Origin of the sequence: Alcanivorax nanhaiticus (assembly GCF_000756665.1) — a bacterium.
In the GTDB taxonomy this organism is placed as follows: Bacteria; Pseudomonadota; Gammaproteobacteria; order Pseudomonadales; family Alcanivoracaceae; genus Alcanivorax; species Alcanivorax nanhaiticus.
The window spans coordinates 31,096-55,862 of the sequence record NZ_ARXV01000012.1 but is presented as its reverse complement, the minus strand read 5'-3'; the positions used below and the strand labels follow the sequence as shown (position 1 = coordinate 55,862).

Genomic DNA, 24,767 nt, shown 5'->3' with positions numbered 1-24,767 from the left:
AACGGGGTCCGATTAAACCGGATAATTGAGAATGAAAAGAAAAGGAATGGCGCTCGAAGTTCCTCTGATTTCTGCACGTTATGCCCGTCGGTATCTACGCTTTCTCCAAAAACGCGGAATAAATGGAACGTTGGTACTCGAAAATTCAAACCTGGATTTTCATGTTATCGAACAGCCCGACACCTATCTCTCGATAAATCAGATCTGCCACATCCTTCGCCAAGGCGAAAAACTGCTGAATGATGCCTCTGCCAGTTTTCAGTTTGGTCAGGAACTGGATTTACAGGGCCATGGCTTGTTTGGTTTTGCGCTACTACGCCAACAGGACTTCCCGAAACTGGTCTACATGGTCGTGCAGTATCTTCGTGTTTCTCTGCCGCTGATGGATATGGAAATCACCTGCAATGGTGAATTGATCACTATCGAGTTGTGCGACAACTGGGACCTGGAAGATCTCCGGCCAACCATCACCAACATATACATGGGCAGTATCTATTCCCTTGCTTCCCTGGTGTGCCGTGAATTCACCTTCAAGTTCAACTTTCCCTGCCCGGAGAAGTCTCCCAACTGGCGACAGTTGCCCAACGATGTCTCCGTCTATTTCAACGAACCCTCCAGCAAGGTGCTAATGCCCTTGTCCGGCAGACAGGCAAGAGACGATGAGGCAAGCATGGCTGCATTTCTGGCCAGCGCCCGCTCCCGCGAGCAACTCGACCAGGATGACAGCCTTCGCGTTGCCACGTTGATCAGGCAGGAAATTATTCGTGGTTGCGGCCGTAACAGCAGTCTTGAACGCGTGGCGGACAGTCTCGGCATGAGCCCACGCTCAGTGCGTCGCCACCTGAAACTGGCCGGGTATGCCTTCAGCACTATTCGAAACGAGGTAAGAGAAACCTTCGCCACCCGCTTTCTCCGCGATACGGACATGCCGCTGGACAAAATCGCCGAACAGATCGGTTACAGTGACCAAGCCAGTTTCAGCAAGGCTTACCGAGGCTGGACGGGAAAAACCCCCGGAGAGGTGCGCCGGGCCCAACGTCAATAACCCCCCACATACAAAACCAGGCGAGAATTGACCCAAATTGCAGCCAGACTGGCGCGAGCGGCTTTTTCTTTCTGAACCTTTCCTACTACCATCCACTCATACCCTAAAGCGATACCAGTAATAACAACGCAGGAAAATTCCATGAAGAAGCTGATGACTGCCGCCCTGGCCGCTTGCGCCCTGGCAACATCCATGACGGCCCAGGCCGCTACCACCAAAACCAAGATCTGTGTTTTTGATATTGTCGGCAATGTGGGCCCGATGATGGGAGCCATGAAAGACTGGCAGACCGCCGCTGTGGGCTGGGGACTGGATGCAGAACTGATCCCCTACACCAATGAAGCCATCGCCGCCGAAGATCTCAAGGCGGGTATCTGTGATGCTGCCCTGGTTACCGGTATCCGTGGCCGAGGCTTCAGCAAGTACGCCGGCACCGTGGATTCGATCGGCTCCATCCCCAGCATGGATCACTTGCGTATCGTGCTGCAGGTGCTGTCACTGCCCCAGAGTGCGCCCAAACTCACCCAGGGCTCCTATCAGATCATGGGCATCGCGCCGGCAGGAGCGGCCTATATCTTCGTGAACGACAAACAGGTCAACACCCTGGCCAAGGCTGCGGGCAAGCGGGTAGCGGTTCTCGAATATGACGAAACCCAGGCCAAGCTGGTCTCCCAGGTAGGTGCCACCCCGGTAGCGTCTGATATCACCAACTTCTCCACCAAGTTCAACAACGGCGTGGTGGACGTGATTGCCGCTCCCCTGGCCGCTTATGAAGCGCTGGAACTGTACAAGGGCCTGTCCCCGGATGGCGGCATTATCAACTACCCGCTGGTGCAGCTGACCATCCAGCTGATCGGCAAGAAAGACGCCTTCAGCCCCGAGCTGGCCCAGAAATCCCGGGAGTATTTTTACCAGAATCTGGACCGGATTGTGGCCCAGCTGAAAAAGGAAGAAGAAAAAGTTGATGCAAAATGGTGGGTAGAAATCCCGGATTCCGACAAAGCAGAATATGAAGTGCTAATGCAGGAAGCGCGTAACCAGCTGAAGATCGAGGGATACTATGACCCGGACATGCTGACCCTGCTGCGCAAGGTACGTTGCAAGCTGGATCAAAGCCGCCCAGAGTGTACCGCCGGCTGAGCCAGAGCACTCGCCACCAGCCACAACGCCGCTGAAGCTCGTTGGTGGCTCAACAGAGGCCGCGCCCATGCCTGGACGCGGCCTCTTTGGTTGTTGGGAGATGAGTTTCGAAAGGCAAAACCCTCCCTGTAGTCACTGCTGTCCCACAGTCCTGAAGGGCCGGCAGGGTTTTCGTGATATGAAGACATGAATTGTCGGCGAGCCAATTTTCAGATGCCGCCACTCCACGTCGGTTGGTTCTTCCTGGGTAGGCGCTTGCTTGCAGGCGAAGAAGTGTTCGCTAGTGCCGAATTCGCTTGCAAGCAAGCTCCCACAAAGGAAGGGGGAGGCTGTCCCAAAGAGGGGGTCTGAAAATGTGGGACAGCAGTTCCCTGTAGTTCGCTTCTCGTTACTCGTTACCCAATCTTCTCTCACAAGCCCATTTGCTTCGCGATCACCTCATTCATGATCTCATGGGTGCCGCCGCCAATGGACAGAATACGGTTGTCCCGGTAGAGGCGCTCAACGATGGTGCCACGCATATAACCACTGCCACCAAATAGCTGTACCGCGTCATAGGTGACTCTGTCCGCACAGCGGGTCGCCACGTTCTTGGCCATCGACACATCCAGCACACAATTCTCACCGGCCGCAATCTTTGCCGCTACCCGATAAGTGAATTCGGTGCTCGCCTTGATGTCGGTGGCCATTTCCGCCAGCTTGTGACGGGTTACCTGAAAACCCGCCAGAGGCCGCCCAAAGGCTTCCCGCTCCTTGACGTAACGCAGGCATTCATCCAGCGCCAGCTGGGCGGTACTGTTGGCTGTCACGGCCAGGATCAGGCGCTCCATCTGGAAGTTGCTCATGATGCAGTAGAAGCCGCCATTCTCAGGGCCAATCAAATTTTCCACCGGTACCCGGCAATCTTCGAAGAACAGCTCGGCGGTATCGGACGCCCACCAACCCATCTTTTTCAATTTTCGGCCCACGGTGAACCCCGGGGTACCCTTTTCAACCAGCAGCAAGCTGATGCCGCCGTAGCCCTTGTCACCGGTACGAACAGCCACCGTGTAATAATCCGCGCGCACACCACTGGTGATAAAGGTCTTGGACCCGTTTACCACATAGTGATCACCATCGCGCACCGCACGGGTTCGCAGATTGGCCACATCAGAACCACCATTCGGCTCAGTGATCGCCAGCGCCGAGATTTTCTCACCGCCAATCACTTCGGGAATCACCTTCTCTTTCATGGCCTCGCTGCCCCACTTCCACACCGGGGGCAGGCCAATATCCAAAGACCCGAGGCTGGCGCAAAGGCCACCGGAAGAGCAGCGTACCAGCTCCTCACAGGCCGCTACCTTCATGAATACGTCTTCACCGGTGCCGCCAAATTGCTCCGGGGCATTAATGCTGAGAATGCCGGCCTCTGCGGCCTTGCCATAAAGCTCCCGGGGGAACTCGCCGGCCTCTTCCCAGTCATCCACATGGGGAAGAATTTCCTTTTCTACAAATTTGCGAACCGTCGCCCGCACCATCTGGTGGGTTTCATTGAAGTATTCCAGTGCGCTCACAGGGCCTCCTTATGCTTTCAACCTAGCGCTTGCTTGGTTTCGACCTTAGCAGAATCTGCGCCAGAAAGGCTATACAGGTTGATGAGTTATGTGGATTGGGGGTTGTTTGTCTGGCGCGGATTGGCGGGGAGGCGCAGGCACTGGCTGTAGCTTTGAGTTGCGAGGAACGAGTTTCGAGTTGCGAAAGGCATTAAAGTCAAAAGCGGTTTTACCACAGAGGGCACAAAGATCACGGAATCAATGGGGCTGATTCTGTGATCTCTGCGGTAAATTGATTTTACCAGGTTTTGATCTTCGAAACTGGAACCTCGAAACTCGCCTCCCAACAACGAAACAGGCCGCGTCCGGGTATGGGCGCGGCCTATTGGGGCTCAGTCACGGACAAGCTTCAATCCCGTTGTAGCTGCTAGCTCTCGAACGGTCGGCGGGCGCGAAGGGCCTGGGCCAGGGTGGCGCCATCCACGAATTCAAGGTCACCACCCATGGGGACGCCCTGGGCAATGCGAGTCACCTGAACGCCGGCATCCTGAGCCAGATCCAGAATGTAGTGAGCAGTGGCTTCCCCTTCGACGGTAGTGCCCGTGGCCAGGATCAGCTCGCGAATTTCACCGCCCTGCAGGCGCTGCTCCAGCACATCCAGACCCAATTCGCGCGGCCCAATACCATCCAGCGGCGACAGCTCACCCATGAGCACGAAATATTGCCCCAGATACTCACCGGATTGCTCAAATGCCAAAACGTCAGCGGGGGTGGAGACAATACAAATCAAGGATGCATCACGCTTCGGGCTCTCGCAGATCGGACACAGCTCAGCTTCCGCATAGTTACGGCAGCGCTGGCAATGCTGCACCCCATCCATGGCGGCGTGCAGGGCATCACCGAGTCGGCGCCCCTGCTCCCTGCCGCGATCCAGTAACGCATAGGCCATTCTCTGCGCCGAACGCGGTCCAACGCCGGGCAAACAGGTAAAGGCATGAATGAGCTGATCAACCAGAGGCGCGTGCTTCACAAATCGGTCCTAGAGTTTGAAGCCGGGAGGAAACGGGAAACCACCCGCCATGTTCTGCATGTTGTCCTGCTGCTGCTTCTCGACACGACGCACAGCATCATTCACCGCCGCAGCCAGCAGATCTTCCAACAACTCTTTGTCTTCGCTCATCAGCGAGTCATCCACGCTCACCGATTTCACATCGTGACGGCCATTCATGGTCACCTTGACCAGGCCTGCGCCCGCTTCACCGGTCACTTCGGCGTTGGCCGCCTCGTCCTGCATTTTTTTCATCTTCTCTTGCATGGCCTGCGCCTGCTGCATGAGAGAGTTGATATCAAAGTCCATGGGGATCTCCAGATAAGTACACCTGACGCCGAACACCGGACGCGTGAGGCTTAAAAACAAAAGCGCAAACCGGCGTCTGGCATCTGGCTCGCTACTCTACCGTTTGCTTAGGGGTGACACTGTCTTCGTCCAGGCGCCCGTCAAAGCGATTAACCAGCTGCTGTACAACCGGATCGTTGTGCAACGTCTCAATTGACTCAGCGAGAATTTCCTGACGTTTAGCCTCGGCCATCAGCTCGGGGGTGTCACCAGCACGCTGTTCGTATTCCACCTGCACCTGAATGCGGCGCTGGAAGTAATTTTCAAGGGCCGCAGACAATTCATCCAGCCGCTCACGATTGACCAGTACCTGATGGCCGGTGCTGATGCGCAGCGTCCACAGATGGCCTTCACGGCTCACCAGCACCGCGTTGCGGGCAATGTTGCGCACCGTGCCATCCAGATCCAGACGCAGCAGCAGGGCTGCCCACCAGGTGGCCACTTCAGCCTCATTGGTCGGTTCCGCCAATGGAGCCAGCGGCGCCTCAGGCTCAGCTGGACTGACTTCAGGCACTGTCTCGGTTATGGCCTCAGCCGGCAGTTCAACTTGCGGTGGCTGTGCAAGTGCGGGGTCAGATGACTGCGCCTGCTGCACGGGCTCATCTTCCCACGGCGGCACATCCTCCTCCCAAGGGGGAGTATCCTGTGTGGCTACTGTCGTTGGTGCTGGCTCAGCTGCCGCCGGTGCCGCGGCAACCGGTTGAGACTCAACGGGTTGCTGTTCCATCGGCTGAGACTCAGGACGGGAAACAGCCACTGCCGGTGATGTGGGCTGTGGGGCCGGCTTGGGAGCATCCAGCAAGGCTCGCAAATCCGGTAGCCCGTCGGTATTTGCCGACGGTGCTGCGGCTTCAGGCTTTTTTGCCGGAGCCGCACCGCCCCCCTGGGCGGGCAGTACACCTTTCGGGGTAAACAGCACCATCCGCAGCAGCAACATTTCCAGTGCCGCGCGGGTATCCGGGGCATCCTGCAGATCACGACGCCCACGCAGTGCCACATCGTAGTAAAGCTGCACCTGCTCGGCAGTGAGCGCCCCCGCCAGTTGAGTGAGGGTCTCATCCGCCGCCCCCGGGACGGCCTGGCACACTGCAATCTGATGCAACTGGCTGATCAGTTCATCCAGCAGGGCCAGTTCACCGGGGCTGTGTTCGCACACGGCCGCCAGCGCCTTGAGCACCCCGGCCGGCTCCTGCTCTGCCAGCGCCACCAACAGCGTTAGTACATGGTTGCGATCCACGGTGCCCAGCATGGCGTTCACCGCCTCGCTGCCCAGCTGCTCGCCGCCAAACGCAATAGCCTGATCGGTGAGGCTGAGCGCATCACGCATTGAGCCTTGGGCCGCCTTGCCGAGCGACAGCAACGCAGGCTCGTCATAGCGGATCATTTCCTTGTCGAGCAGGGCCTTCAAATGCCCAGCTATCTGCTCAGCAGGTAGCGCCTTGAGACTAAACTGCAGACAACGGGACAGCACTGTCACCGGCAATTTTTGTGGATCAGTGGTGGCCAGCAGAAATTTCACATGGGGTGGTGGCTCTTCCAGCGTCTTCAATAGCGCGTTAAAGGAATGAGCGGAAAGCATGTGCACCTCATCGATCAGGTACACCTTGTAACGGCCCCGTGTCGGCGCGTACTGCACGTTATCGAGCAGCTCACGGGTATCTTCCACCTTGGTCCGGCTCGCCGCATCCACCTCAATCAGATCGACAAAACGGCCTTCGTTGATTTCCTGGCAGGTCGGGCAGACGCCACACGGCCTTGCACTAACACCCTGCTCGCAGTTCAGGCAGCGGGACAGAATCCGCGCAATGGTGGTCTTGCCCACCCCGCGAGTGCCCGTGAAAAGGTAGGCGTGGTGCAAACGATCCTGATCCAGCGCATGCATCAGGGCCCGCGAGACATGCTCCTGCCCTACCAGTTCATCAAAGGTACGGGGACGGTATTTACGGGCAAGAACCTGATAACTCATAGCACTCCAGCAGCTTTCTCAGCCACCACGACAAAGGAATTGAAATTCAGTCGCTTATGCTAACGAAGTTCCCGGAGGGAGGACAGTACGAGTCGCGGTTTTGGCAGGTTTGCTGTTGTGTGTTGCGACAAGGGTGTTACAGAAGAATGTTGCCTGAAGCGGCGTTATGGAGGTCTTCCCGCCAGCCACACCCCGGCACACGAGTCCACTGCTACCGTTGCTCCCTTCCGGGCCTGGCGGGGTTTACAGCTTGTCGTTGCGGGGGGACCGACGGGTCGACCATAACGCGCAAGGGCCTGGCGGCCACGAAGCGAGGGCGCATTGTGCTCCAAAGCGGCGATGCTTTGCAAGAATCTGCCGTCTGTCTGAACAAAGCTTGATCAACCCGGCCACAGGTCTACACTGAAAACATGGCGTAGAGGGAGACTGCACCATGAGCGAGAACAGTAAAATTCGCATTGCTATCAATGGCTTCGGCCGTATTGGCCGCTGCATTGTCCGTGCTCTGCACGACCACCCTGCCGGGAACCGGTTTACCCTGGTCGGCATCAATGACCTGGCTGATTTTGAGGTACTGGCCCATTTGCTGGCTTTCGACAGCACCCATGGCCGCTGGCAACATTCGGTGCACTACGACAACGGCTATATGGAAATCGACGGCCAGCGCATCCCCTGCACCTCACATCGAGAACTCACCGACCTGCCCTGGCATAGCCTGAAACCGGACCTGGTGATCGAGTGCGCGGGCAAATTCAAGACCCACGGTGCCCTGCAAGATCATCTACACGCCGGCGCACCACGAGTGCTTTGCAGCTACCCGGTAGAGGATGCAGACGCCATGGTGGTTTACGGGGTCAACCATGAATGCCTGAGCCGGGATCACCACATCGTCTCCAATGCCTCCTGCACCACTAACTGCCTTGCCCCACTGGTGGACGTGCTCGATCAGGCTTTTACCGTACGGCAAGGCTTGATGACCACGATCCACAGCTATACCAATGACCAAAACCTGGTGGACAAGGCCCATGGCGATTTGCTGCGAGCCCGCGCGGCAGCAGTCAACATGATTCCCACCAGCACCGGAGCAGCCAAGGCGGTCGGCAAGGTGCTACCGCATCTGGCCGGCAAGCTGGATGGCCTGGCAGTGCGCGTTCCCACACTCAATGTATCGTTAACCGACTTGACCGTGCTGCTCGACAAGCCCGCCACTGTGGCGGAGATCCACGAGGCCCTGAGTAATGCCGCCCATGGCCCACTGCAAGGCATCATGGCCATCAACCACATCCCGCTGGTATCCGGTGACTTCAACCATCAACCCTTCTCATGCATCGTGGACACCAACCACACGCGCCAGATAGGCCAGCAAACCAAGTTACTGGCCTGGTACGACAATGAATGGGGATTCAGCCAACGGATGCTGGATGTGGCCAACTACTGGATGAGCGTGTGACGCCTGGCCGCATGGAACACTTGCGACAGAAGGGTTAGCTCAGGCTTGAGGACCATGCGCGTCGGGCCCAGTCGACTCCGGCGCGCCATCAATCAAAGGGGCTGAAATGTTCCTCACGGCCCGCTTCTTCGGCCTCATGACGATGACCAGCCATGACCTTCTCAATCTTGCCAGCCTGGGCATCATCGTCAGCGTCCACCATCATCAGATAATCACCCTCCATCACCCGATCCATATAGGGTGTGAGGTGATGGTTCTGACTGGACACACCATGCAAACCGCCTAGCCAGGCACCAAAGCAGGTACCAAACAGAGTCGCGCCGATGATGGTGCCGCTATCAAGCTGCATGCCCCAGGGATCAAGACCGGCCAGCAGGAAACCCGCCAGCAACCCCACCCCCATTCCTGTCAGTGCACCGACAAAACCGGAATGCATGATGTCGGTTTCTTCCCAGGGGGTAGTGCCATGGACATGGGCCTGGGCAATGGCCATGGTGTCGTTGCCCATGACGTGGAGGCGGTTCTCGCCAATCCCCGCCTGCTGCAGCTCATTGGTGATGCCTCGCACTGAGGCCAGAGACTTGGTGAAGTAATAGATACGTTTCATTGCGTGCCGCTCCCTGTGGCTGACAATGTTGCCGGTCCTGATCATCCTGACCAGAGCTCGAAGGCAATACCCAATACGGGCTGTCGCACCTGCGGAAACGAGCTGACGACCCGTATTTGCAGAATCAAGGTAGCAAAAAGGGGCCATTCCGGCCCCTTTACTGTGTCACAAAATCCGCGTCACAAACTGTTAGCAATTAATTGCTTTTTGTAGGCGCTGTTTCGCCGTCCACCGGGATGATGCGGGGCTTTTTCTCTTCCGGAATCACCCGATTGAGGGTCACCGTCAACAAGCCATCATCCAGGCTCGCTGAGGCGACTTCCACATGATCGGCCAGCTTGAAAGTACGCTCAAACGCACGGCGTGCTATGCCACGATGTAGCCAGGTTCGACCCTCCTCGCCCGGGTCAGAAAGCCCGCCACGGATACGTAGTTCGTTCTCCTGAACCGTAATTTCCATGTCGCTGCGCCGGAATCCTGCTACTGCCATCACGATACGGTAGCAACCATCCTTTTCGCGAATAATGTCATAAGGTGGGTAGCCGCTGGATTGATCTGCCCGCAAGGCCGCATCCAGCAGCTCATCAAAGCGGTCGAAACCTACGGAATGGCGAAAAAGGGGAGCCAGGGAAAATCCAGTATTCATCACACAAATCCTCATCATCAACAGCAGACCCCGCAGGCATCCACTGCATCATGGTTAATCATCAGATTGGCGCGACAGGAAGCAGCTGCCACTCGGGGCAGACACTTCAGACCGGTCTTGTCACGAATAAAGTAGTGGGGCCGGCAAAAACGTTTTCAAGGGAGGCGCGGAAAAAGAGAAGTGTTGAATAACGTGACGGCACTCAACGCACAATGCTGATGCGGGCTGTGGCCTGCTGTTTCGGCACCTGGAAATCTTCTGGTGCACGTGCCGGATAGGTCAGCGCCTCCATGGTCAGCTCCAGCGGTTGGTCTGCTACCGCCACCGGCACCCTGACGCACAGCTCCTCGCCAGCAGTCACAGCCCAACGCGGACTACTGCCACTTTGCCAGCGCTCGCTATCACCGGTGCAGGCGCGATCCATCAGGAAACCGCTATCCTTGTGATCTGCACCCAGAAACTGCACCTGCCCGGTGAGCGTGGCTCGATAACGGAACGTCAGCACGACTTTGCCACCTGGAGAAACCCGCTGCTCACCCGGTGCCCGCCATTCGGGCATGGCCACCAGCCCCAGCTGAAGCGGCCCGGAATGGCGATCCGGCTGCGCCTTGAGCGCCCAGGAAACCTGCCGCCCCTGGGTACGACCAGCTACCCCCTGAACGACAGGAATCACGGGAAGTAACCAGTTATCCGGCAACGCCACGGACAATGTCATCGGCTGCCCCCGGCTCTGTGCTTCAGACAGCCGCAAACTGATACCTCCAGCATCCCCGCTGACATCCGCCAGAGTGACGCCCCGATTGTCGGTCAGGGAAACGCTCACCTCAGCAAGAGGCCGCTCACCATCATCCTGCCGTGCATTGAAGGCGGCACCAGGATTGGCCGCGCCGTTATCCTCGAATATCACACCCGATACCCAGTGCCCGGCCGGACGACATTGATAGCCCGCCAACGCACCGGACACCGACCAGGATGCAAACCCCGGCCACGGCTGTGGACCCGCAGCAAGCCGCTGGCCTTCCCCGCCATCGCCACCGCCGGCACTGCCTTTGCCTCCCTGCAACGCCAGGGTCACTGGCAACAGGGATCCCGCCGGCATATCCAGCCACAAGGTGCCGCCACTACCACCGCCACCACCGGCCTTGCCCGCTACACTACCGGGGCCGCCGGACAATTGCAGGGCACCGGGGCCCAACAGCCCTGACGTGCGCACCAACAGCAGCCCGCCACCATGGCCGCCGTCTCCACCTTCGCCCTTGTTACGGGCCGCCGCGCCGCCCCCACTGCCCATTACCAGGCCTCGGGGAGCCACACCTCCCCCTTTACCACCACCGTTCGCAGGCAGGCCATCCTGACCCTTTCGCCCATTACCCGCGCCACCGCCACTAGCAAAAGCCCGGTGAGAAAGATCCAGAGCATTGCCTCCGCCCCCCGCCGTGGCGGGCGCGCCCCGTGCCATGTCGCCACCCGGATACCCGGATTCCTCATCAAGCAACATCACTGGCGTTCCGGCAATGCCCTCACCTTTGCTGCCATGATGACCGTAGGCCACATCACGGTCGGCCTTGCTGGGGCTGGTGTAGCGCCAATCCTCCGGGCTTCCCAGTGCCCCCAACAGGGACACCGCCGGCGCGCCTCTCAAACCTGCCGCAGAAACATCCAGTTGATGACCATTGAGCTCCAGTTTGCGACGCACATCCAATGCCAACACGCCGCCGGTAAATCCATCCCAGGGCAACGGTTTGAGATCCTGCGACAGGGACAGGCTGTCATACTGGGGCACCCGCACCAGCTGCCAGCGTCGTCGCCCGGTTTCCGCTGTGGCAGGCTCATTGACGTAGGTATAGAGCAGCCCCCCTCCGGTTCCAGCACCGCGAACCCGAAGCGTGCTTCCTTCCAGGTGCTCAATACGCACCCATTCAGCATGGAGCTGCTGACTTTGAACTTGTCCGTAGCGGGCATCATTGCGACTCACAATCGCAGCACCCTGCACCTGCATAAGCAACGCCAGGTCACCCGCCATCAAGGGTGTCGCGCCACGGGCGCGGGCAAGAAGAAAAGTGCGCGTGCCGGCCGTTAACGTTTGCGAATCGGGGCCGGTGAAGTAGGTATTGATGATGTCGCCGACTGGAGCTGTGCCATCACGGCCAGGCTCACCACACAGCTCGCCACGCACCGTCCCGGCAAGCAGGAGACTTGCCAGGATCAGCGTGGCGGATCGAGCCAGTCGGCGGTGGTGTTGTTGCATCGGAACCATCCCGCAATACTGTAGCGTTCCTGCGTGGCTGCCAAGACTTCGTGGGGAATTTTCTCGCTCAGGAAAGCCACCAGGGTGCCTGCTACCGGCTCGACTTCAGTGGCAACAGATGTGGCATCCGGCTCCGGCCAGATACGTAACCGACCACCCCATTCACTCTGCCAGCCTTCGTTCAGGTACAACACCACCGACAACAAGCGTCCATTGTTGCCGTTAAAGGCATCGAGATGTCGCTGGTAATAATCCCCCGGCCCATAGATAGCAAAGTGGGACTCCAGTTCGAACAACCCCATATACAAGGATTGGTTGACGGCAAGGCGCAGTGCTTCCATGTGCTCCAGCCACTGACACTGGGCCAGGGTTTCTGACTTGAGCCAGCAGGTCCGATCGCTGCGTACACGGGTGTCTTTCTGGTGATCCTGACGGCGACCAATGCCGGCAAGACGAAATTCACCCAACTGATCGCGTTCCATGGCTTCCTTGCGCAAGGCGCGTACTAATGAGAGCGGCGCAAAGCCCGGTGACACAGCAAAGCCTTGTCGCACCAGGGATTCGATCAGACCATCAAGGTGACCACCGCCTACCCCGCCGACCAGATCCGCGTTCTCATGCATGTCAGTGCAGCGCCTCACCAGGAGGACTGTCCATCTCATCCGGCCAGATCAGCCAGTGATATTCCTGACACTCATCCATCAGCTGCAGCGTGGCATCCACCGTAGCCTGCACAAAATAGATGAACTGATCGAAGGTAATACCACGACGACTCAGCAGCAGATCGCAGGCCACCAGGCGCGGCAGAGAATCGTCATTGACGTCGAGGAACAGCTTGATAGAAGGATAAGCCATGTTAAGGCGGCTAAGCTCAGCCTGAACAGCAAACAGTGCAGCCGGACGTACCTCCAGTTCGGTGGTGAGCAGCACGCCATCCTCTTCCACAAACAGGCGGGAATCCACCACGCCTTCACGGCCCTGCAACTCAGACAGGTGCAAGCCATGACAATGTTCGCAGATATAATGTTGGATATTGGCTTGCAGTAACCACTGTTTAACCTGGTCTGCATCCACCTGAATGACGCCTAACATGCTTGCTCCTTACACCCAGCAATGGCCGCGAATCATCATCTATCGGCAGCCAAAAAGGAATAGAAAATGGGCAATTTTGGTCATTGGGCAATCAAATCCCCACGCGTATCATCCTTTCTTCCAGCCTGAGGAGAACAAGAATGACAATACCCCACGTGGCTTTCCTGTCCAGCGAGACCCTGCACAGCAAAACCGAGGCCTTCATCAATCACATGCAAGGCGGTGCCAGCAAGCCGGAGCCCAAGGAAATTGAAGCCATCATGGGCATTTTCATTGACGAAGCCCTGCACTCCTTCATGGTGCGCGCCGCCGAAGCGGCGGGTTTGTCTGCCAGCATGTTTCGAGTGGTTAACATGACCTGCCAGACCATCAGCAAGGCCACCTCTCTGGTGATCGGCCGTAGTGCCAAAAAGATGGATCTGGAACAAAACAAGGCGGCGGCACAGTACATGGACACGATTCGCCAGCCAGGCAGCCAGGGCGAGGGCTGGTATGTGGCTTTTCCTGTGAGCGAAAGCATGGCACTCAAGGGCAACAACCTGCCCGATTTATGCGCCAATGGCGAATACGACGAGGCCCGCCGTGAGCTGGAGGAGTATCTGCTCGATATCACCAACGAAACCATCCGCTGGTACTTCGAGGAACCCATGGCCCTGCTGGGGTTCGGTCCTGTGCTGCGTAAACTGGCCAGCGTGGGAGTAGAGACCACCCGCAAGGCCTCCCGCAGCCTGATCCATAATCTGGTCCCCAAGCTCGACAACGACCAACTCACGGCATCAGCCCAGTACCAGGCCAGCATGCTCATGGCATTCGCAGAACGGCAGCGTTGACACTCGTCGCACAGGCCGTTGCCCACTGAATAACTCGACCTACATAGTGCACGTCTTTTAATAACAAATACTTACACAGGACAACTACTGAAGGGCAATCTCACCAAGTTTTTACAAAACTACTTATTCAACGGATTGCGCAGCAATAACACGGCTCTCTACTATCAATATGGTATTACCTATATTTAATCAGGACGAGGAGTCAGCCGTGTCTTTGCGCCATGCCATACTTGTATTGCTACAAGATCAAGAAGCCAGCGGTTACGACCTCGCTCGCGAGTTTGCCAACAGCATCGGCCTGGTCTGGAACGCCACGCATCAACAGATCTATCTGGAACTGGGCAAACTGAATGAGCAGGATATGGTGAAGTACCGCCATATTCCCCAAGACGGCAAACCAGACAAAAAACTCTATCGCATTACCGAAGCCGGCCGTGATGAATTGATTCGCTGGCTGCGCAAACCCGCAGCCCCACCCCGCATTCGTGACGCCTTCATGGTGAAAATTGCTGGTGGTGCCCTTAGTGAGCCGTCAGCCGTGCTTCGGGAACTGGAAGATCAGGCCGACCTGCGCCGCGAGCGACTAAGCACCTTTGAGGAGCTTGCCCAGGCACTGTCCGAGCGTAACAGTGAAAAGGACACTTACACCTACCTGACCTTGCGCCGTGGCATTCTCGACCAACGCGCCTGGTTGAGCTGGGCGGATGAGGTCCGTGCCGAACTGCGCAAACGGGAAGACCTGCCCACCTCTGCATGATCACAGCTCCGGTCAACGGGAGTCTGCATGGCCAGCTAAGCTGGCTGGTTCAGGCTCCCTCCTTGCTAGCTTGCCCACCTTATGCGGATGCCGGCCTTCAGTTGCAGCGTGAATGGCAACGAGACCCCGGTCTGATAAATCGTGCCGCCGAATGGCTTGCAGAAACCAGTCAACCCCAGCGGTTGGGTCTGGCGTTTGAGCAATGGGTGGCGGCTTTGGTGTGCGCCAGTGAAGGACTGGAACTGGTGGAGAGAAACCTGCCCATTCGGGACGGCCAGACCACGCTCGGTGAGCTGGATATGTTGGTGCGCGATCTGGAAAGCGGCAAACTCTGGCACTGGGAACTGGCCCTGAAGTTCTATCTTGGCACACCCGAACAGTGGTACGGCCCTAACAGCCGGGACACGCTGGAACGCAAGCACAAACACTTGTTTGAACAGCAATTGCCGCGCAGTTTACTCCCTGCATCACGAAAGCTGCTGGCGCAGCGCGGATTGAAGGTCAACGGCCAGGCATTGCTTACCCGGGGAAGGCTTTTCTACCGCAATGGACACCCGGAGGAACCGCTTCGTCATCCACATCATGAAAGAGGCTGGTGGCTACCAGCACGCACCCTTCCACAACAACGCTGGCGGATCATTGAGAAGAAAAACTGGCCCACTCCATCAATGTCGGACAAAAGTACCACTTTTATTGATACGCCAGAGCTCATTGACTATGTTGAGGCTCAATCACGTCCGCTCATGGTCTGCTCCACACTGCGCCCTGAGCCGGGTTTTATTGTCCCTGTCAGCTGGCCTCACGCATGAATTTTCAACCTCAACCTTCCCCGTTAGTGAACGACCGGGGACAGGTAGCATTGGGCGTTTTCCCTGACACTGTTTCTCTGGTGAATGGTCGCGATGCGGATTATCGCACCCCCATGGGCAGCCGGGCCGGTGCCATGGCGCGCCATTTTCATTACAAGCAGTTCCAGTACTTCGGCATCATCAGTGATGATCTTTTGGCAGGCTGTGCCCTGGCACACACCGCCTGGCTGGGCATGGCATTTTTCTATGTCTTCGAACCCAAAACCGGCACGCTGAAAGAGTACACCTGGCGCTCCCCGCTGGGCCGCGATTTGCAAATGTCCAACTCGCCTCGCGAAGGGCGTAGCCGTTTTCAACAGAAAGGGGTGGATATCGAGCTAGGCTACCAGGACAACAATGGAGCCCTGACCAAAACTCTGGCCATTGCACTGGATGGCCTGCAATTGCAGGCGACCATGGAAGAAGGCAGTGACTATCAGCCCATGTCCCTTTGCACCCGTACCGGTGTCAATGGTTGGGTCTATGCCAATAAGGTGGCCGGCAAAACCGTGACCGGCACGCTGACTCGAGCGGGCAACACCCAAACACTGGAAGCGTTGGGCGCATGTGGTCATCATGATTTTTCCGCCGGTTATATGCGCCGGGAAACCTTCTGGAACTGGGCTTGTCTGTCCACAGAAGCCGATGGCAAACGCATCGGCCTGAACCTGTCCTGCGGGGTTAACGAAACCACCTTCTCGGAAAACTGCCTGTGGGTGGACGACGTCATGATTCCTACTGACGGGGTCATGTTCGATTATCAGCGTGATGATCTGATGCAGCCCTGGCGCATCCGCAGCCTGTGTGGTCGTGTGGATCTGACCTTTACCCCCAGCGGCAATCATCGCGAACGCCTGAACCTGGGTTTGTTCGCCAGTAACTTCAATCAACTTTTCGGTCGCTTTGATGGCGAGCTGCGTCTTGATGACGGCAGCACCATTGCCATCAGCAACCGCTTTGGCTTCGTCGAGGAGCAATACGCGAAATGGTAGACAACAAAAATCCTGAAGCCCAAGAGGCACCGCCAAGAAAAGTGAACGAAAAACTGCGTCGAGGTTTTTTCTGGATCGTTCAATACTGGCGAGAGCTGTTCAATTTCCGCTTCGACAAGTACATGATCATTCAGGTGCTGCCGGGAGTGTACGGCATTGCACTGGCTGCGATTGCCATGGGACTGCTGTACCTTTGCGTGGAAGCCTTCATGGCCTCGACCTGGCGTGGTCTTTTCTATTTCTTTGTCGCCGCACCCGTAACGTTTCTGGTACTGGCATCTGTGCTGCGGGCGTTGCTTGAGTTCTACATGGTGGTGTTCAAGATTTCCGAACACGTGGATGAACTGGTGGGGCTCCGCGACACTGTCGATCGCCTGTCGGGCATTGGCGACACGGTGGATGAAATGGTCTCTGTGACCCGCCGCATTCCATTCTGGCGGGTACTCTCAGGGCGCTCCCCTACCCCCAAAGCCGAGCGACCACCGCGCAAGGAAGAAAGCCGGAAAAACCAGAAGGACAAACCGGAATAATTCTCGGCTAGTGTGAGCCTGTTACTCGCAAGTACAGGCTCACGCCAGAGATATGCCAAACCTGAGCTTAGCCAGCGGCTTCCAGAGCAGTGAGCAGCAAACGCTGATAGAGATGCTCCTTTACCCCATCCGGATCACTTAACTCCATCCGTTTCAGCTCCTCTGCAAACTCTGTTTCACTACCTTCATGAAACAATGCCTTGTTGCCCAGTTCCATGTATTCCTTGTGACTCACTTTTTCCTTAAGCCAGGTCAGCGCCTTGAGCAGACGCTGCTCCGTGTTTGTGAAATCTGCTCCCAGGGGGAATAACGGGAAACTGGTGTCGCCACAGCTCGCGGCAATGTCATGGAGATGCTCTGGGTTATTGCGCCGGTGCGCTTCCGGAATCTGGTAGTCCTTGCGTAGCTTGCCTGCCGCCTGGGCCTCTTCCATTAGTGCAATCTGGAAACGACTGTCAGACACATTCAACATGGCCATGACCACCTCTTCATCGGTCTTGCCGCGCAGATCAGCGACACCATATTCCGTCACCACTACGTCTCGAAGATGACGCGGGATGGTATTGTGGGCATAACCAAAGACCACATTACTCATGGCCTCGCTGGCCCTTTCCCGCCATGCCCGCACCATGAGAACAGAGCGGGCACCTTCCAGCTCATGGGCCTGGCTAACGAAGTTGTACTGTCCCCCAACCCCGCTCAGGACACGCCCGTCATCAATTTGATCCGCTACCCCTGCACCCAGCAAGGTGACGGTGAAGGCGGTATTCACAAAACGGGCATCCTGGCGCTGCAGGCGCTTGAGACCCTCATCGCCATACAAGTGGTTCACAAAGCTGATGCGCGTCATGTTAATAGCCGAACGCTGGGCCTCGTCCATCTCGCGTAATCGCTGGTAGAACGCTTCCGGGCCAAGAAAGAAGCCACCGTGCATCACGATGCCGCCACGCAGACGATCACCGAATACCGCTTTCAACGCTTCGCGGCTGGCACGGTCATCAAGGTCATTGGCAATCCGCACACCGTTGGGAAGCTCAAGCTCATCGCCCTGCTTGCTCACTCCCTCGCGGAAAATACCAAAACGCTTCAAGGCTCGAATTTGGGCACGATCCAGACGCCGGCTGATAGCGGACTGCTCACGCAAGGCATCGAGCAAGGCCAGCCCGGGCAACGTTGGTTCATGCATCTCCAACTGCTGCAGCGGCTCCCAATCGTACACCGGGCGGCGGATAATGCCGTCGTGAACCAGCTGCAACAAACCGTGGGTCACCATCTCGCTGCAGCCATACAGACCTTCGCGGAAAGCGCCTGTGCCACCTTCCTGATCGATCATCTGTTGTTGCGCATCGGGAATGCCCCAATCCTTCAACGGGCGCAGGTAACGTTGATTGTCCTGATCACGCAGGCGCAAATGGTGGACCAGGGCATCGCCTAGTGCACCAATACCAATCTGAAGAGTCCCGCCATCACGAATCAGCGTGCTGGCATGCAAGCCAACAAAATGATCCTGCACATTCACAGGCATGTTGGGTGTGCTGAATAACCGGCTGTGGCCCTGCGGGTCATCTACCAGAATATCCATGTGCGGCAGCCAGTCATCCAGCCGGGCATCATTTTCCATGAACGGCAAATCACGGTGAATCTGACCGACTGAAACAATGGTCTCACCGGCCTCCCTGCGCGCCAGCAACAACGGCATCAGATCCAGCGTCACTTCAGGGTTACAGGAAAAACTGTACTCGTCACTGCCTTCCACCTGACGATGGGCCAGCAACTGGGCCACCACATTAATGCCTCGGGCATTCAGGTCTCGGGCTACGTGGGTGTAGTTACTGCTGATGTAGTGCTGCTGGGCACCGTCACTGCCAAGCATGCTGCCTGGCTGAAAGAAGAACTCAAACACACGGATGTTGTCTGGCAATGAGCCTTTCTTTACCGGCTTGAGATACGCCAGCTCTTCGTAATCCCCGAACACCCGCTCCGCGAAGGGTTTCAGGAAACGGCTTTCAAGATCGCTACCGGCACCAGGCCGCCCAAGCGACAACGCGGTGAAAATATCCAGTGACAGGCTGTCATCCTGCTCAACCCGGCGATAAAGCGCGTTAACGAAGCGGTTGGGTTTACCCAAACCCAGCGGCATGGCCAGACGAATGTCGCCACCGGTTTTTTCGATTACCGCATCAACGGCACGCTCAACACTTTCCATCCGTTCGGTCACAGCATTCCCTTTTTGTCAGTGCGAGGAAGTTTTGACACACAGGTCGCCAGGATCAGACCCAGCAGATAAATCCCGATTCGGCCACTGCAGATCGATCCTGTTTGATGATCAAACACCAGCATATCAACCAGTGCAATGGGCGCGATAGCGGGAAAGGAATCCCCGTCAGGAAACAAGCCCGTATCAGTGGCCAGAGGCAAGGAGCTGTGTCAGCAATGATTGCCAGTGTGCCATTTGTTGATGGACAAAATCAGGATCGTCATGACGCACAATCAATACCAGACGCGTTTGAGTATCGCCATCCGGCCACTGATTCATGGGGGTCAGTTCAGGTTCGGCCGTGCCCACCCATTGAACCAGCAGAGGACCGTCCAGGCCTTCCACGCGAAGCAGACCTTTCACCCGTACCAGGGCATCACCGCACTGGCCAGCCAGCTGCTGTAATGCAGCCTGCCAGTGCACCCAGCTCAACCCATGTGCCCAGATCAAAGCAGCACTGTAAAGCTGGTGGCGGGAGGAGGAGGTAGGCAACGGCTCACTAACCCGGGGAGCAAAAGACGATGACTCCGGCGCAACAATGCTGAGACGCCCCGTAATACGGCAGCGCCGCTCAAACTGACGCTCCAACAGCTCTGCCGCCGCCGGCGTTGATACCTGATCGGCCTCACGATTCAGCGCGACAAGTTGTTGCTGAAAGCCGACCAGCCTCGCGCCATCGACCTGATCGGTTCGTGACAACAACAGCACATCCGCTGCCTGGATTTGCTCAAGGCACTCCGGATGGCGCTGAATGGAGTCCACACCGGCGGCAACATTCACCACCGTCAGCACAGACTGGCAGTAGAAGCGCTTTTTCAGCCAGGCATCCTGCTCCAGGGGAGCCAGCACGCCCGAGGGCTCCGCCGCACCAGTGGTTTCCAGCACGATCCGGGTGAACGCGGGAATATCGCCGTTCTTGCGCGCCATAAACAGATTGCGGAGCGTCGAGGACAGTGAACCCTGCACCACACAGCATACGCATCCACCTGCCAGCAACGTCACCGGCACGCCAGATTGCGCCGTCAAATGCTGATCAATACCGATGTCGCCCATTTCATTGATCAGCACGGCCAGATCCTGCCGCTGCTGTAGCCAGGCGTTCAGCTGGGTGGTCTTGCCGCTACCAAGAAATCCAGTCAGCACCACTACCGGTATACGATCCATCATCAAGCCAGCGACCAGGGCAGCTCCTGACCTGCATAGAACGGCACCATCGGCTCACCGGCTGCATCAACCAGCTCGGGAACCGACCAGGGCTTGCGCACCAGCGTCACGGTGTCGCTATGACGCGGCAAGCGGTAAAAATCGGCACCGAAATGGCTGGCAAAACCTTCCAGCTTGTCCAGCGCATTGTGTTGATCCAGGAAGGTGGCATACAACGGCAATGCGGCGCGGGCGGAATAGCACCCAGCACAGCCACACGCCGCCTCTTTCTTGTTACGGGCGTGGGGAGCTGAGTCAGTGCCAAGGAAGAAACGGTGGTGGCCTTCCAGCACAGCTTGCTGGATCACTTCCTGATGCTGACGTCGCTTGAGAATAGGCAAACAGTAGTTGTGAGGTCGCACACCGCCAACCAACAGATCATTACGATTCATGAGCAGGTGCTGAGGCGTCACGGTCGCGGCAGTAAGATCGTTCACTTCCTGCACAAAATGCACTGCCTCAGCAGTGGTGACATGTTCGAACACAATCCGCAGGGCCGGGAACTGGCTGCGAATATCACTCAGGTAACGATCAATAAAGATTTTTTCCCGGTCAAAAATATCGATATCCGCATCGGTCACTTCACCGTGAACCAGCAGCGGCACATCGTACTTCTCCATAGCCTCATAGAGATGGGTAATCTTGCCCGGGTCGGTCACACCACTGTCGGAGTTGGTCGTGGCACCTGCCGGATACAATTTGAAGGCATGAACGAAGTCGCTTTGCGCAGCGCGAGCCACCTCTTCCACCGGGGTACTGTCTGTCAGGTACAACACCATCAACGGCTCAAAGGTCACACCAGCGGGCACCTGGGCAAGAATGCGCTCACGGTAGGCCGCCGCCTGGGCCACGCTGTTCACTGGTGGCGTGAGGTTCGGCATGACGATAGCCCGACCAAACACATTGGCCGTGGCCGGCACCGTCTCCTCCAGCATCTCTCCATCGCGGAAATGCAGATGCCAGTCATCAGGACGGGTAATGGTCAGGGTATCAGTCATGGGTCACCTATTTGGCCGAGATCAATTCGGGGGCGTAGTGTAACGCAAATTGGCAACCAGGGGCGCAGCAGGAATCAGACAGAACGGAAGCGGAACAAGGAAAGCAAGCGGTGGAAGCAAGCCCCCACCGCCGAAGCATTAGCCAGCGAAGTTCAACAACACCCCCGCGGCCACAGCAGAACCAATGACGCCAGCCACATTGGGCCCCATGGCATGCATCAGCAGGAAATTATGCGGATTGGATTCAAGGCCGACCTTGTTTGCCACCCGGGCTGCCATGGGTACCGCAGATACCCCGGCCGCACCGATAATGGGATTCACCGGGTGGTGGCTGAGGCGATTCAACAGCTTGGCCATCAGCACCCCTGTAGCGGTACCAATCATAAAGGCGGCCAAACCCAGCGCCAGAATCCCCAGGGTCTCCACCACCAGGAATTTTTCCGCGCTAAGCTTGGAGCCTACCGCCAGCCCCAGCATGATGGTGACCACATTGATCAGGGCATTGCTGGTGGTATCCACCAAACGATTCACCACCCCGGATTCTTTCATCAGGTTACCGAAGCAGAACATACCCAGCAGCGGAGCGGCATCGGGCAGCACCAGCGCCACCAGAATCAACAGCAAAACCGGGAACAGAATCTTTTCCACCTGACTCACCGGGCGCAGCTGCTCCATCTTGATCTTGCGCTCGTTTTCGTTGGTCAGGGCGCGAATGATCGGCGGCTGGATGATGGGTACCAGCGCCATGTAGGAATAGGCCGCCACCGCGATGGCCCCCAGTAATTCCGGTGCCAATTTGGTGGTCACGTAAATGGAGGTTGGGCCGTCAGCGCCACCGATAATGCCGATAGCCGCCGCGTCCTGCAGACTGAAGTCCAGCCCCAGCCAGTTTAACGCCAACGCCCCCAGCAGAGCGGCAAAAATACCGAACTGAGCCGCTGCCCCCAGCAACAGGGTACGCGGGTTAGCCAGTAGCGGACCGAAATCCGTCATGGCTCCCACGCCCATGAAGATCAGCAGCGGGAAGATCCCTGTCGTCAAACCCGCGGTGTAAATCAGGTACAGAATACCGTCACCGTAGTTGGCCTTGACCGCCAGATGATGCAGCTGGTCGTGAACAGCAGGCCCCGCCGCTTCAGCCGCCTTGTAGAGGGCCTGGCGTCCCGCCTCCACATCCATGCCCAATACCTGGGCCATGCTGGCCAGCAGGTTCTGGTCACCGAAATGCAGCGCCTGACTGATGGCGGATTCCGCCAGCCCGGCCATGGGTATGTTGGCGAGAATGCCGCCAAAACCAATGGGCACCAGCAGCAACGGCTCAAACTTCTTGTGGACGGCCAACCACAGCAATCCCAGACACACCAGCATCATGATCAGCTGGCCGCCGCTCATGTGATAGAGCCCGGTACTGGTCCACAACGTTTCCAGCTTATCCATGAGCAGGCTCCACGCTCAGCAAGGTCTGGCCAACCGTCACACCGTCGCCTTCCTTGACCAGCACCTCGGTAACAATGCCCGCCTCCGGCGTGGACACATCGGTTTCCATTTTCATGGCTTCCAGCACCATGATTTTCTGCCCTTCGGCAATACGATCACCAGGTTTTACCAGCACTTTGAAGATGTTCCCTGCCAACGGAGCGGGTACCGGCACACTGTTGGCAGGATCACCCACTACCGGTGCGGCCGGCGCGGCAGCACTACCGGCACCGAGGGATTTGATCCCGGTAACATCGCCGCCATCACTGACCTTGACTGTGTACTGCTTGCCCTCTACTTCGACGGTGTAAACCCCTTCGCTGTTGGCGGCAGCCGCCACCGGCGCGACCTCACCGGTAGGCACCGGTTCAAAGGCGGATGCATCACCCCGCTTCTCCAGGAAGCGCAAACCGATCTGGGGAAACAACGCATAGGTCAGAACATCATCATCACGACGCTCACCTGCAGACAGCGTCAGCCCTTTTTCACTGGCCAATGCGGCTACTTCATCGCGCAGGCTGTCCATTTCGTTATCGATCAAGTCCGCCGGGCGACAGGTCACAGGCTCATCACCATCCAGTGCACGGGACTGCAGGTCGCTATTGAAGGGAGCCGGAGCCGCACCATATTCGCCGCGCAATACGCCTTGGGTTTCCTTGCTGAGCACCTTGTAGCGCTCACCGGAGAGCACATTCAGCACGGCCTGGGTTCCGACAATCTGGGAGGTTGGTGTCACCAGCGGGATATAGCCCAAGTCCTTGCGCACAGCAGGAATTTCTTCCAGGACTTCATCAAAACGATCTGCCGCCCCCTGCTCCTTCAGTTGGCTTTCCATATTGGTGAGCATACCGCCCGGCACCTGTGCTACCAGGATTCGTGCATCCACGCCACGCAGGCTGCCTTCAAACTTCGCGTACTTCTTGCGCACGTCACGGAAGTAACTGGCTATCTTGTTCAGCTTCTTCAGATCAAGGCCGGTGTCCCGGTCCGTGCCTTCAAGCATGGCAACAACCGACTCGGTAGGGCTATGGCCATAGGTCATCGACATGGACGAGATTGCCGTGTCCACGTTATCAATTCCGGCCTCCGATGCTTTCAGCGCGGTGGCGGTCGAGAGGCCGGTGGTGGCATGGCACTGCATGTGTACCGGAATTGTCAGAGCAGCCTTCAGGCGAGAAACCAGCTCAAACGCATCATTCGGGCGCAGCAGACCCGCCATATCCTTGATGGCGACGGAATGGGCACCCATCTGTTCAATCACCCTGCCCTGCTCCACCCACATATCCATGGTGTGCACCGGGCTAACGGTATAGGCGATGGTTCCCTGGGCATGCTTTCCCTGCTTCACCACCGCCGCGATAGCGCGTTCGATATTGCGCATATCATTCATGGCATCAAACACGCGGAATACATCCACGCCATTTTCAGCGGCACGCTCCACAAAGGCATCGACCACATCATCCGCATAATGGCGATAACCCAGCAGATTCTGGCCACGCAGCAACATTTGTTGCGGCGTATTGGGCATGGCCTTTTTCAGCTCACGGATACGCTCCCAGGGATCCTCACCCAGATAACGGATACAGGCATCAAATGTGGCTCCTCCCCATGACTCCAGGGACCAGAAACCGATTTCATCCAGTTCGGCAGCGATCGGCAGCATATCGTCAAGACGCATGCGGGTTGCGAACAGGGACTGATGGGCATCGCGGAGCACCACATCAGTGATGCCAAGTTTCTTACTCATGATGATT

22 protein-coding genes and 1 other RNA gene are annotated in these 24,767 nt (G+C 57.4%); 8 read left to right on the top strand and 15 right to left on the bottom strand.

The genetic code is table 11. The features are described from left to right. Nucleotides 1-46 precede the first annotated feature (46 nt). Together Y5S_RS13905 and Y5S_RS13900 are read left to right on the top strand one after the other, a co-directional pair. Nucleotides 47-1,045: an AraC family transcriptional regulator gene (locus tag Y5S_RS13905; RefSeq protein ID WP_231552693.1), complete on the top strand. Its 999-nt coding sequence runs from the start codon at nucleotides 47-49 to the stop codon at nucleotides 1,043-1,045. Between the two features lie 141 nt (nucleotides 1,046-1,186). After that, nucleotides 1,187-2,185: a putative solute-binding protein gene (locus Y5S_RS13900; RefSeq protein WP_035233778.1), complete on the top strand. Its 999-nt coding sequence runs from the start codon at nucleotides 1,187-1,189 to the stop codon at nucleotides 2,183-2,185. Nucleotides 2,186-2,595: 410 nt separating this feature from the next. Here the strand turns inward: Y5S_RS13900 and Y5S_RS13895 are convergent, their stop codons facing one another. From Y5S_RS13895 to ffs, 5 genes are all read right to left on the bottom strand, one after another. Then, nucleotides 2,596-3,738: an acyl-CoA dehydrogenase family protein gene (locus Y5S_RS13895; RefSeq protein WP_035233777.1), complete on the bottom strand. Its 1,143-nt coding sequence runs from the start codon at nucleotides 3,736-3,738 to the stop codon at nucleotides 2,596-2,598. A gap of 406 nt (nucleotides 3,739-4,144) precedes the next feature. After that, on the bottom strand, nucleotides 4,145-4,747 hold the full coding sequence (gene recR, locus Y5S_RS13890; protein ID WP_035233776.1) for a recombination mediator RecR: 603 nt from the start codon (nucleotides 4,745-4,747) through the stop codon (nucleotides 4,145-4,147). 9 nt (nucleotides 4,748-4,756) lie between these two features. Continuing rightward, on the bottom strand, nucleotides 4,757-5,074 hold the full coding sequence (locus Y5S_RS13885) for a YbaB/EbfC family nucleoid-associated protein (RefSeq protein WP_035233775.1): 318 nt from the start codon (nucleotides 5,072-5,074) through the stop codon (nucleotides 4,757-4,759). Between the two features lie 91 nt (nucleotides 5,075-5,165). Continuing rightward, complete coding sequence (gene dnaX, locus Y5S_RS13880; RefSeq protein ID WP_035233774.1) at nucleotides 5,166-7,079, bottom strand: DNA polymerase III subunit gamma/tau; 1,914 nt, start codon at nucleotides 7,077-7,079, stop codon at nucleotides 5,166-5,168. Between the two features lie 176 nt (nucleotides 7,080-7,255). Then, nucleotides 7,256-7,352: signal recognition particle sRNA small type (gene ffs, locus Y5S_RS19310), an RNA gene on the bottom strand. A 160-nt stretch (nucleotides 7,353-7,512) separates the two neighbouring features. Here ffs and gap point away from each other — a divergent pair. After that, on the top strand, nucleotides 7,513-8,529 hold the full coding sequence (gap, locus tag Y5S_RS13875; protein ID WP_035233773.1) for a type I glyceraldehyde-3-phosphate dehydrogenase: 1,017 nt from the start codon (nucleotides 7,513-7,515) through the stop codon (nucleotides 8,527-8,529). An 88-nt stretch (nucleotides 8,530-8,617) separates the two neighbouring features. On the opposite strand, the gene Y5S_RS13870 is transcribed toward gap, so the two are convergent. From Y5S_RS13870 to Y5S_RS13850, 5 genes are all read right to left on the bottom strand, one after another. Next, nucleotides 8,618-9,136 (bottom strand): hypothetical protein, encoded by a 519-nt coding sequence (locus Y5S_RS13870; protein WP_035233771.1) that lies wholly within the window; start codon nucleotides 9,134-9,136, stop codon nucleotides 8,618-8,620. A 196-nt stretch (nucleotides 9,137-9,332) separates the two neighbouring features. Further along, nucleotides 9,333-9,782 (bottom strand): Hsp20 family protein, encoded by a 450-nt coding sequence (locus tag Y5S_RS13865; RefSeq protein WP_035233770.1) that lies wholly within the window; start codon nucleotides 9,780-9,782, stop codon nucleotides 9,333-9,335. Nucleotides 9,783-9,984: 202 nt separating this feature from the next. Then, complete coding sequence (locus Y5S_RS13860; RefSeq protein WP_035233769.1) at nucleotides 9,985-12,030, bottom strand: hypothetical protein; 2,046 nt, start codon at nucleotides 12,028-12,030, stop codon at nucleotides 9,985-9,987. Then, nucleotides 11,988-12,653: a 2OG-Fe(II) oxygenase gene (locus Y5S_RS13855; RefSeq protein ID WP_035233768.1), complete on the bottom strand. Its 666-nt coding sequence runs from the start codon at nucleotides 12,651-12,653 to the stop codon at nucleotides 11,988-11,990. The genes Y5S_RS13860 and Y5S_RS13855 overlap by 43 nt, the downstream gene beginning before the upstream one ends. 1 nt (nucleotide 12,654) lies before the next feature. Next, nucleotides 12,655-13,122 (bottom strand): YbjN domain-containing protein, encoded by a 468-nt coding sequence (locus tag Y5S_RS13850; RefSeq protein WP_035233767.1) that lies wholly within the window; start codon nucleotides 13,120-13,122, stop codon nucleotides 12,655-12,657. 140 nt (nucleotides 13,123-13,262) lie between these two features. Between Y5S_RS13850 and Y5S_RS13845 the strand changes: the two genes are divergently transcribed. From Y5S_RS13845 to Y5S_RS13825, 5 genes are all read left to right on the top strand, one after another. Then, nucleotides 13,263-13,952: a hypothetical protein gene (locus Y5S_RS13845; protein ID WP_035233766.1), complete on the top strand. Its 690-nt coding sequence runs from the start codon at nucleotides 13,263-13,265 to the stop codon at nucleotides 13,950-13,952. Nucleotides 13,953-14,160: 208 nt separating this feature from the next. Then, entirely contained in the window at nucleotides 14,161-14,709 is a 549-nt protein-coding gene (locus tag Y5S_RS13840) for a PadR family transcriptional regulator (RefSeq protein ID WP_035233765.1), read from the top strand. After that, entirely contained in the window at nucleotides 14,706-15,518 is an 813-nt protein-coding gene (locus Y5S_RS19215) for a DUF1853 family protein (RefSeq protein ID WP_052041616.1), read from the top strand. The genes Y5S_RS13840 and Y5S_RS19215 overlap by 4 nt, the downstream gene beginning before the upstream one ends. Beyond that, nucleotides 15,515-16,549 carry a DUF2804 domain-containing protein gene (locus Y5S_RS13830; RefSeq protein WP_035233764.1) on the top strand — a complete coding sequence of 345 codons (1,035 nt, stop codon included), beginning with the start codon at nucleotides 15,515-15,517 and terminating at the stop codon, nucleotides 16,547-16,549. The genes Y5S_RS19215 and Y5S_RS13830 overlap by 4 nt, the downstream gene beginning before the upstream one ends. Then, a complete protein-coding gene (locus tag Y5S_RS13825; protein WP_035233763.1) occupies nucleotides 16,543-17,079 on the top strand; it encodes a DUF4282 domain-containing protein in 537 nt (178 codons plus the stop codon). The genes Y5S_RS13830 and Y5S_RS13825 overlap by 7 nt, the downstream gene beginning before the upstream one ends. Nucleotides 17,080-17,146: 67 nt before the next feature. On the opposite strand, the gene Y5S_RS13820 is transcribed toward Y5S_RS13825, so the two are convergent. The 5 genes from Y5S_RS13820 to oadA all read right to left on the bottom strand — a co-directional run bounded on the left by Y5S_RS13820 (nucleotide 17,147) and on the right by oadA (nucleotide 24,760). Next, nucleotides 17,147-19,297: an acetyl-CoA hydrolase/transferase C-terminal domain-containing protein gene (locus tag Y5S_RS13820; RefSeq protein WP_065130321.1), complete on the bottom strand. Its 2,151-nt coding sequence runs from the start codon at nucleotides 19,295-19,297 to the stop codon at nucleotides 17,147-17,149. 183 nt (nucleotides 19,298-19,480) lie between these two features. After that, the gene (locus Y5S_RS13810; RefSeq protein ID WP_035233761.1) at nucleotides 19,481-20,503 is read right to left on the bottom strand and encodes a CobW family GTP-binding protein; all 1,023 of its coding nucleotides are present in this window, start codon (nucleotides 20,501-20,503) and stop codon (nucleotides 19,481-19,483) included. Further along, entirely contained in the window at nucleotides 20,503-21,537 is a 1,035-nt protein-coding gene (pyrC, locus tag Y5S_RS13805) for a dihydroorotase (protein ID WP_035233760.1), read from the bottom strand. Before pyrC ends, Y5S_RS13810 begins: the two co-directional genes overlap by 1 nt. A gap of 138 nt (nucleotides 21,538-21,675) precedes the next feature. Next, the gene (locus Y5S_RS13800; RefSeq protein ID WP_035233759.1) at nucleotides 21,676-22,974 is read right to left on the bottom strand and encodes a sodium ion-translocating decarboxylase subunit beta; all 1,299 of its coding nucleotides are present in this window, start codon (nucleotides 22,972-22,974) and stop codon (nucleotides 21,676-21,678) included. Then, nucleotides 22,967-24,760 carry a sodium-extruding oxaloacetate decarboxylase subunit alpha gene (gene oadA / locus Y5S_RS13795; RefSeq protein ID WP_035233758.1) on the bottom strand — a complete coding sequence of 598 codons (1,794 nt, stop codon included), beginning with the start codon at nucleotides 24,758-24,760 and terminating at the stop codon, nucleotides 22,967-22,969. Before oadA ends, Y5S_RS13800 begins: the two co-directional genes overlap by 8 nt. Between the last annotated feature and the right edge of the window lie 7 nt (nucleotides 24,761-24,767).

Bases quoted from the DNA above. Each gene is read 5' to 3' on its own strand.
- Y5S_RS13905 (WP_231552693.1), top strand. From the start codon at position 47: ATGGCGCTCGAAGTTCCTCTGATTTCTGCACGTTATGCCCGTCGGTAT.
- Y5S_RS13900 (WP_035233778.1), top strand. From the start codon at position 1,187: ATGAAGAAGCTGATGACTGCCGCCCTGGCCGCTTGCGCCCTGGCAACA.
- Y5S_RS13885 (WP_035233775.1), bottom strand. From the start codon at position 5,074: ATGGACTTTGATATCAACTCTCTCATGCAGCAGGCGCAGGCCATGCAA.
- dnaX (WP_035233774.1), bottom strand. From the start codon at position 7,079: ATGAGTTATCAGGTTCTTGCCCGTAAATACCGTCCCCGTACCTTTGAT.
- gap (WP_035233773.1), top strand. From the start codon at position 7,513: ATGAGCGAGAACAGTAAAATTCGCATTGCTATCAATGGCTTCGGCCGT.
- Y5S_RS13870 (WP_035233771.1), bottom strand. From the start codon at position 9,136: ATGAAACGTATCTATTACTTCACCAAGTCTCTGGCCTCAGTGCGAGGC.
- Y5S_RS13865 (WP_035233770.1), bottom strand. From the start codon at position 9,782: ATGAATACTGGATTTTCCCTGGCTCCCCTTTTTCGCCATTCCGTAGGT.
- Y5S_RS13860 (WP_035233769.1), bottom strand. From the start codon at position 12,030: ATGCAACAACACCACCGCCGACTGGCTCGATCCGCCACGCTGATCCTG.
- Y5S_RS13855 (WP_035233768.1), bottom strand. From the start codon at position 12,653: ATGCATGAGAACGCGGATCTGGTCGGCGGGGTAGGCGGTGGTCACCTT.
- Y5S_RS13850 (WP_035233767.1), bottom strand. From the start codon at position 13,122: ATGTTAGGCGTCATTCAGGTGGATGCAGACCAGGTTAAACAGTGGTTA.
- Y5S_RS13845 (WP_035233766.1), top strand. From the start codon at position 13,263: ATGACAATACCCCACGTGGCTTTCCTGTCCAGCGAGACCCTGCACAGC.
- Y5S_RS19215 (WP_052041616.1), top strand. From the start codon at position 14,706: ATGATCACAGCTCCGGTCAACGGGAGTCTGCATGGCCAGCTAAGCTGG.
- Y5S_RS13830 (WP_035233764.1), top strand. From the start codon at position 15,515: ATGAATTTTCAACCTCAACCTTCCCCGTTAGTGAACGACCGGGGACAG.
- Y5S_RS13825 (WP_035233763.1), top strand. From the start codon at position 16,543: ATGGTAGACAACAAAAATCCTGAAGCCCAAGAGGCACCGCCAAGAAAA.
- Y5S_RS13810 (WP_035233761.1), bottom strand. From the start codon at position 20,503: ATGATGGATCGTATACCGGTAGTGGTGCTGACTGGATTTCTTGGTAGC.
- pyrC (WP_035233760.1), bottom strand. From the start codon at position 21,537: ATGACTGATACCCTGACCATTACCCGTCCTGATGACTGGCATCTGCAT.
- Y5S_RS13800 (WP_035233759.1), bottom strand. From the start codon at position 22,974: ATGGATAAGCTGGAAACGTTGTGGACCAGTACCGGGCTCTATCACATG.
- oadA (WP_035233758.1), bottom strand. From the start codon at position 24,760: ATGAGTAAGAAACTTGGCATCACTGATGTGGTGCTCCGCGATGCCCAT.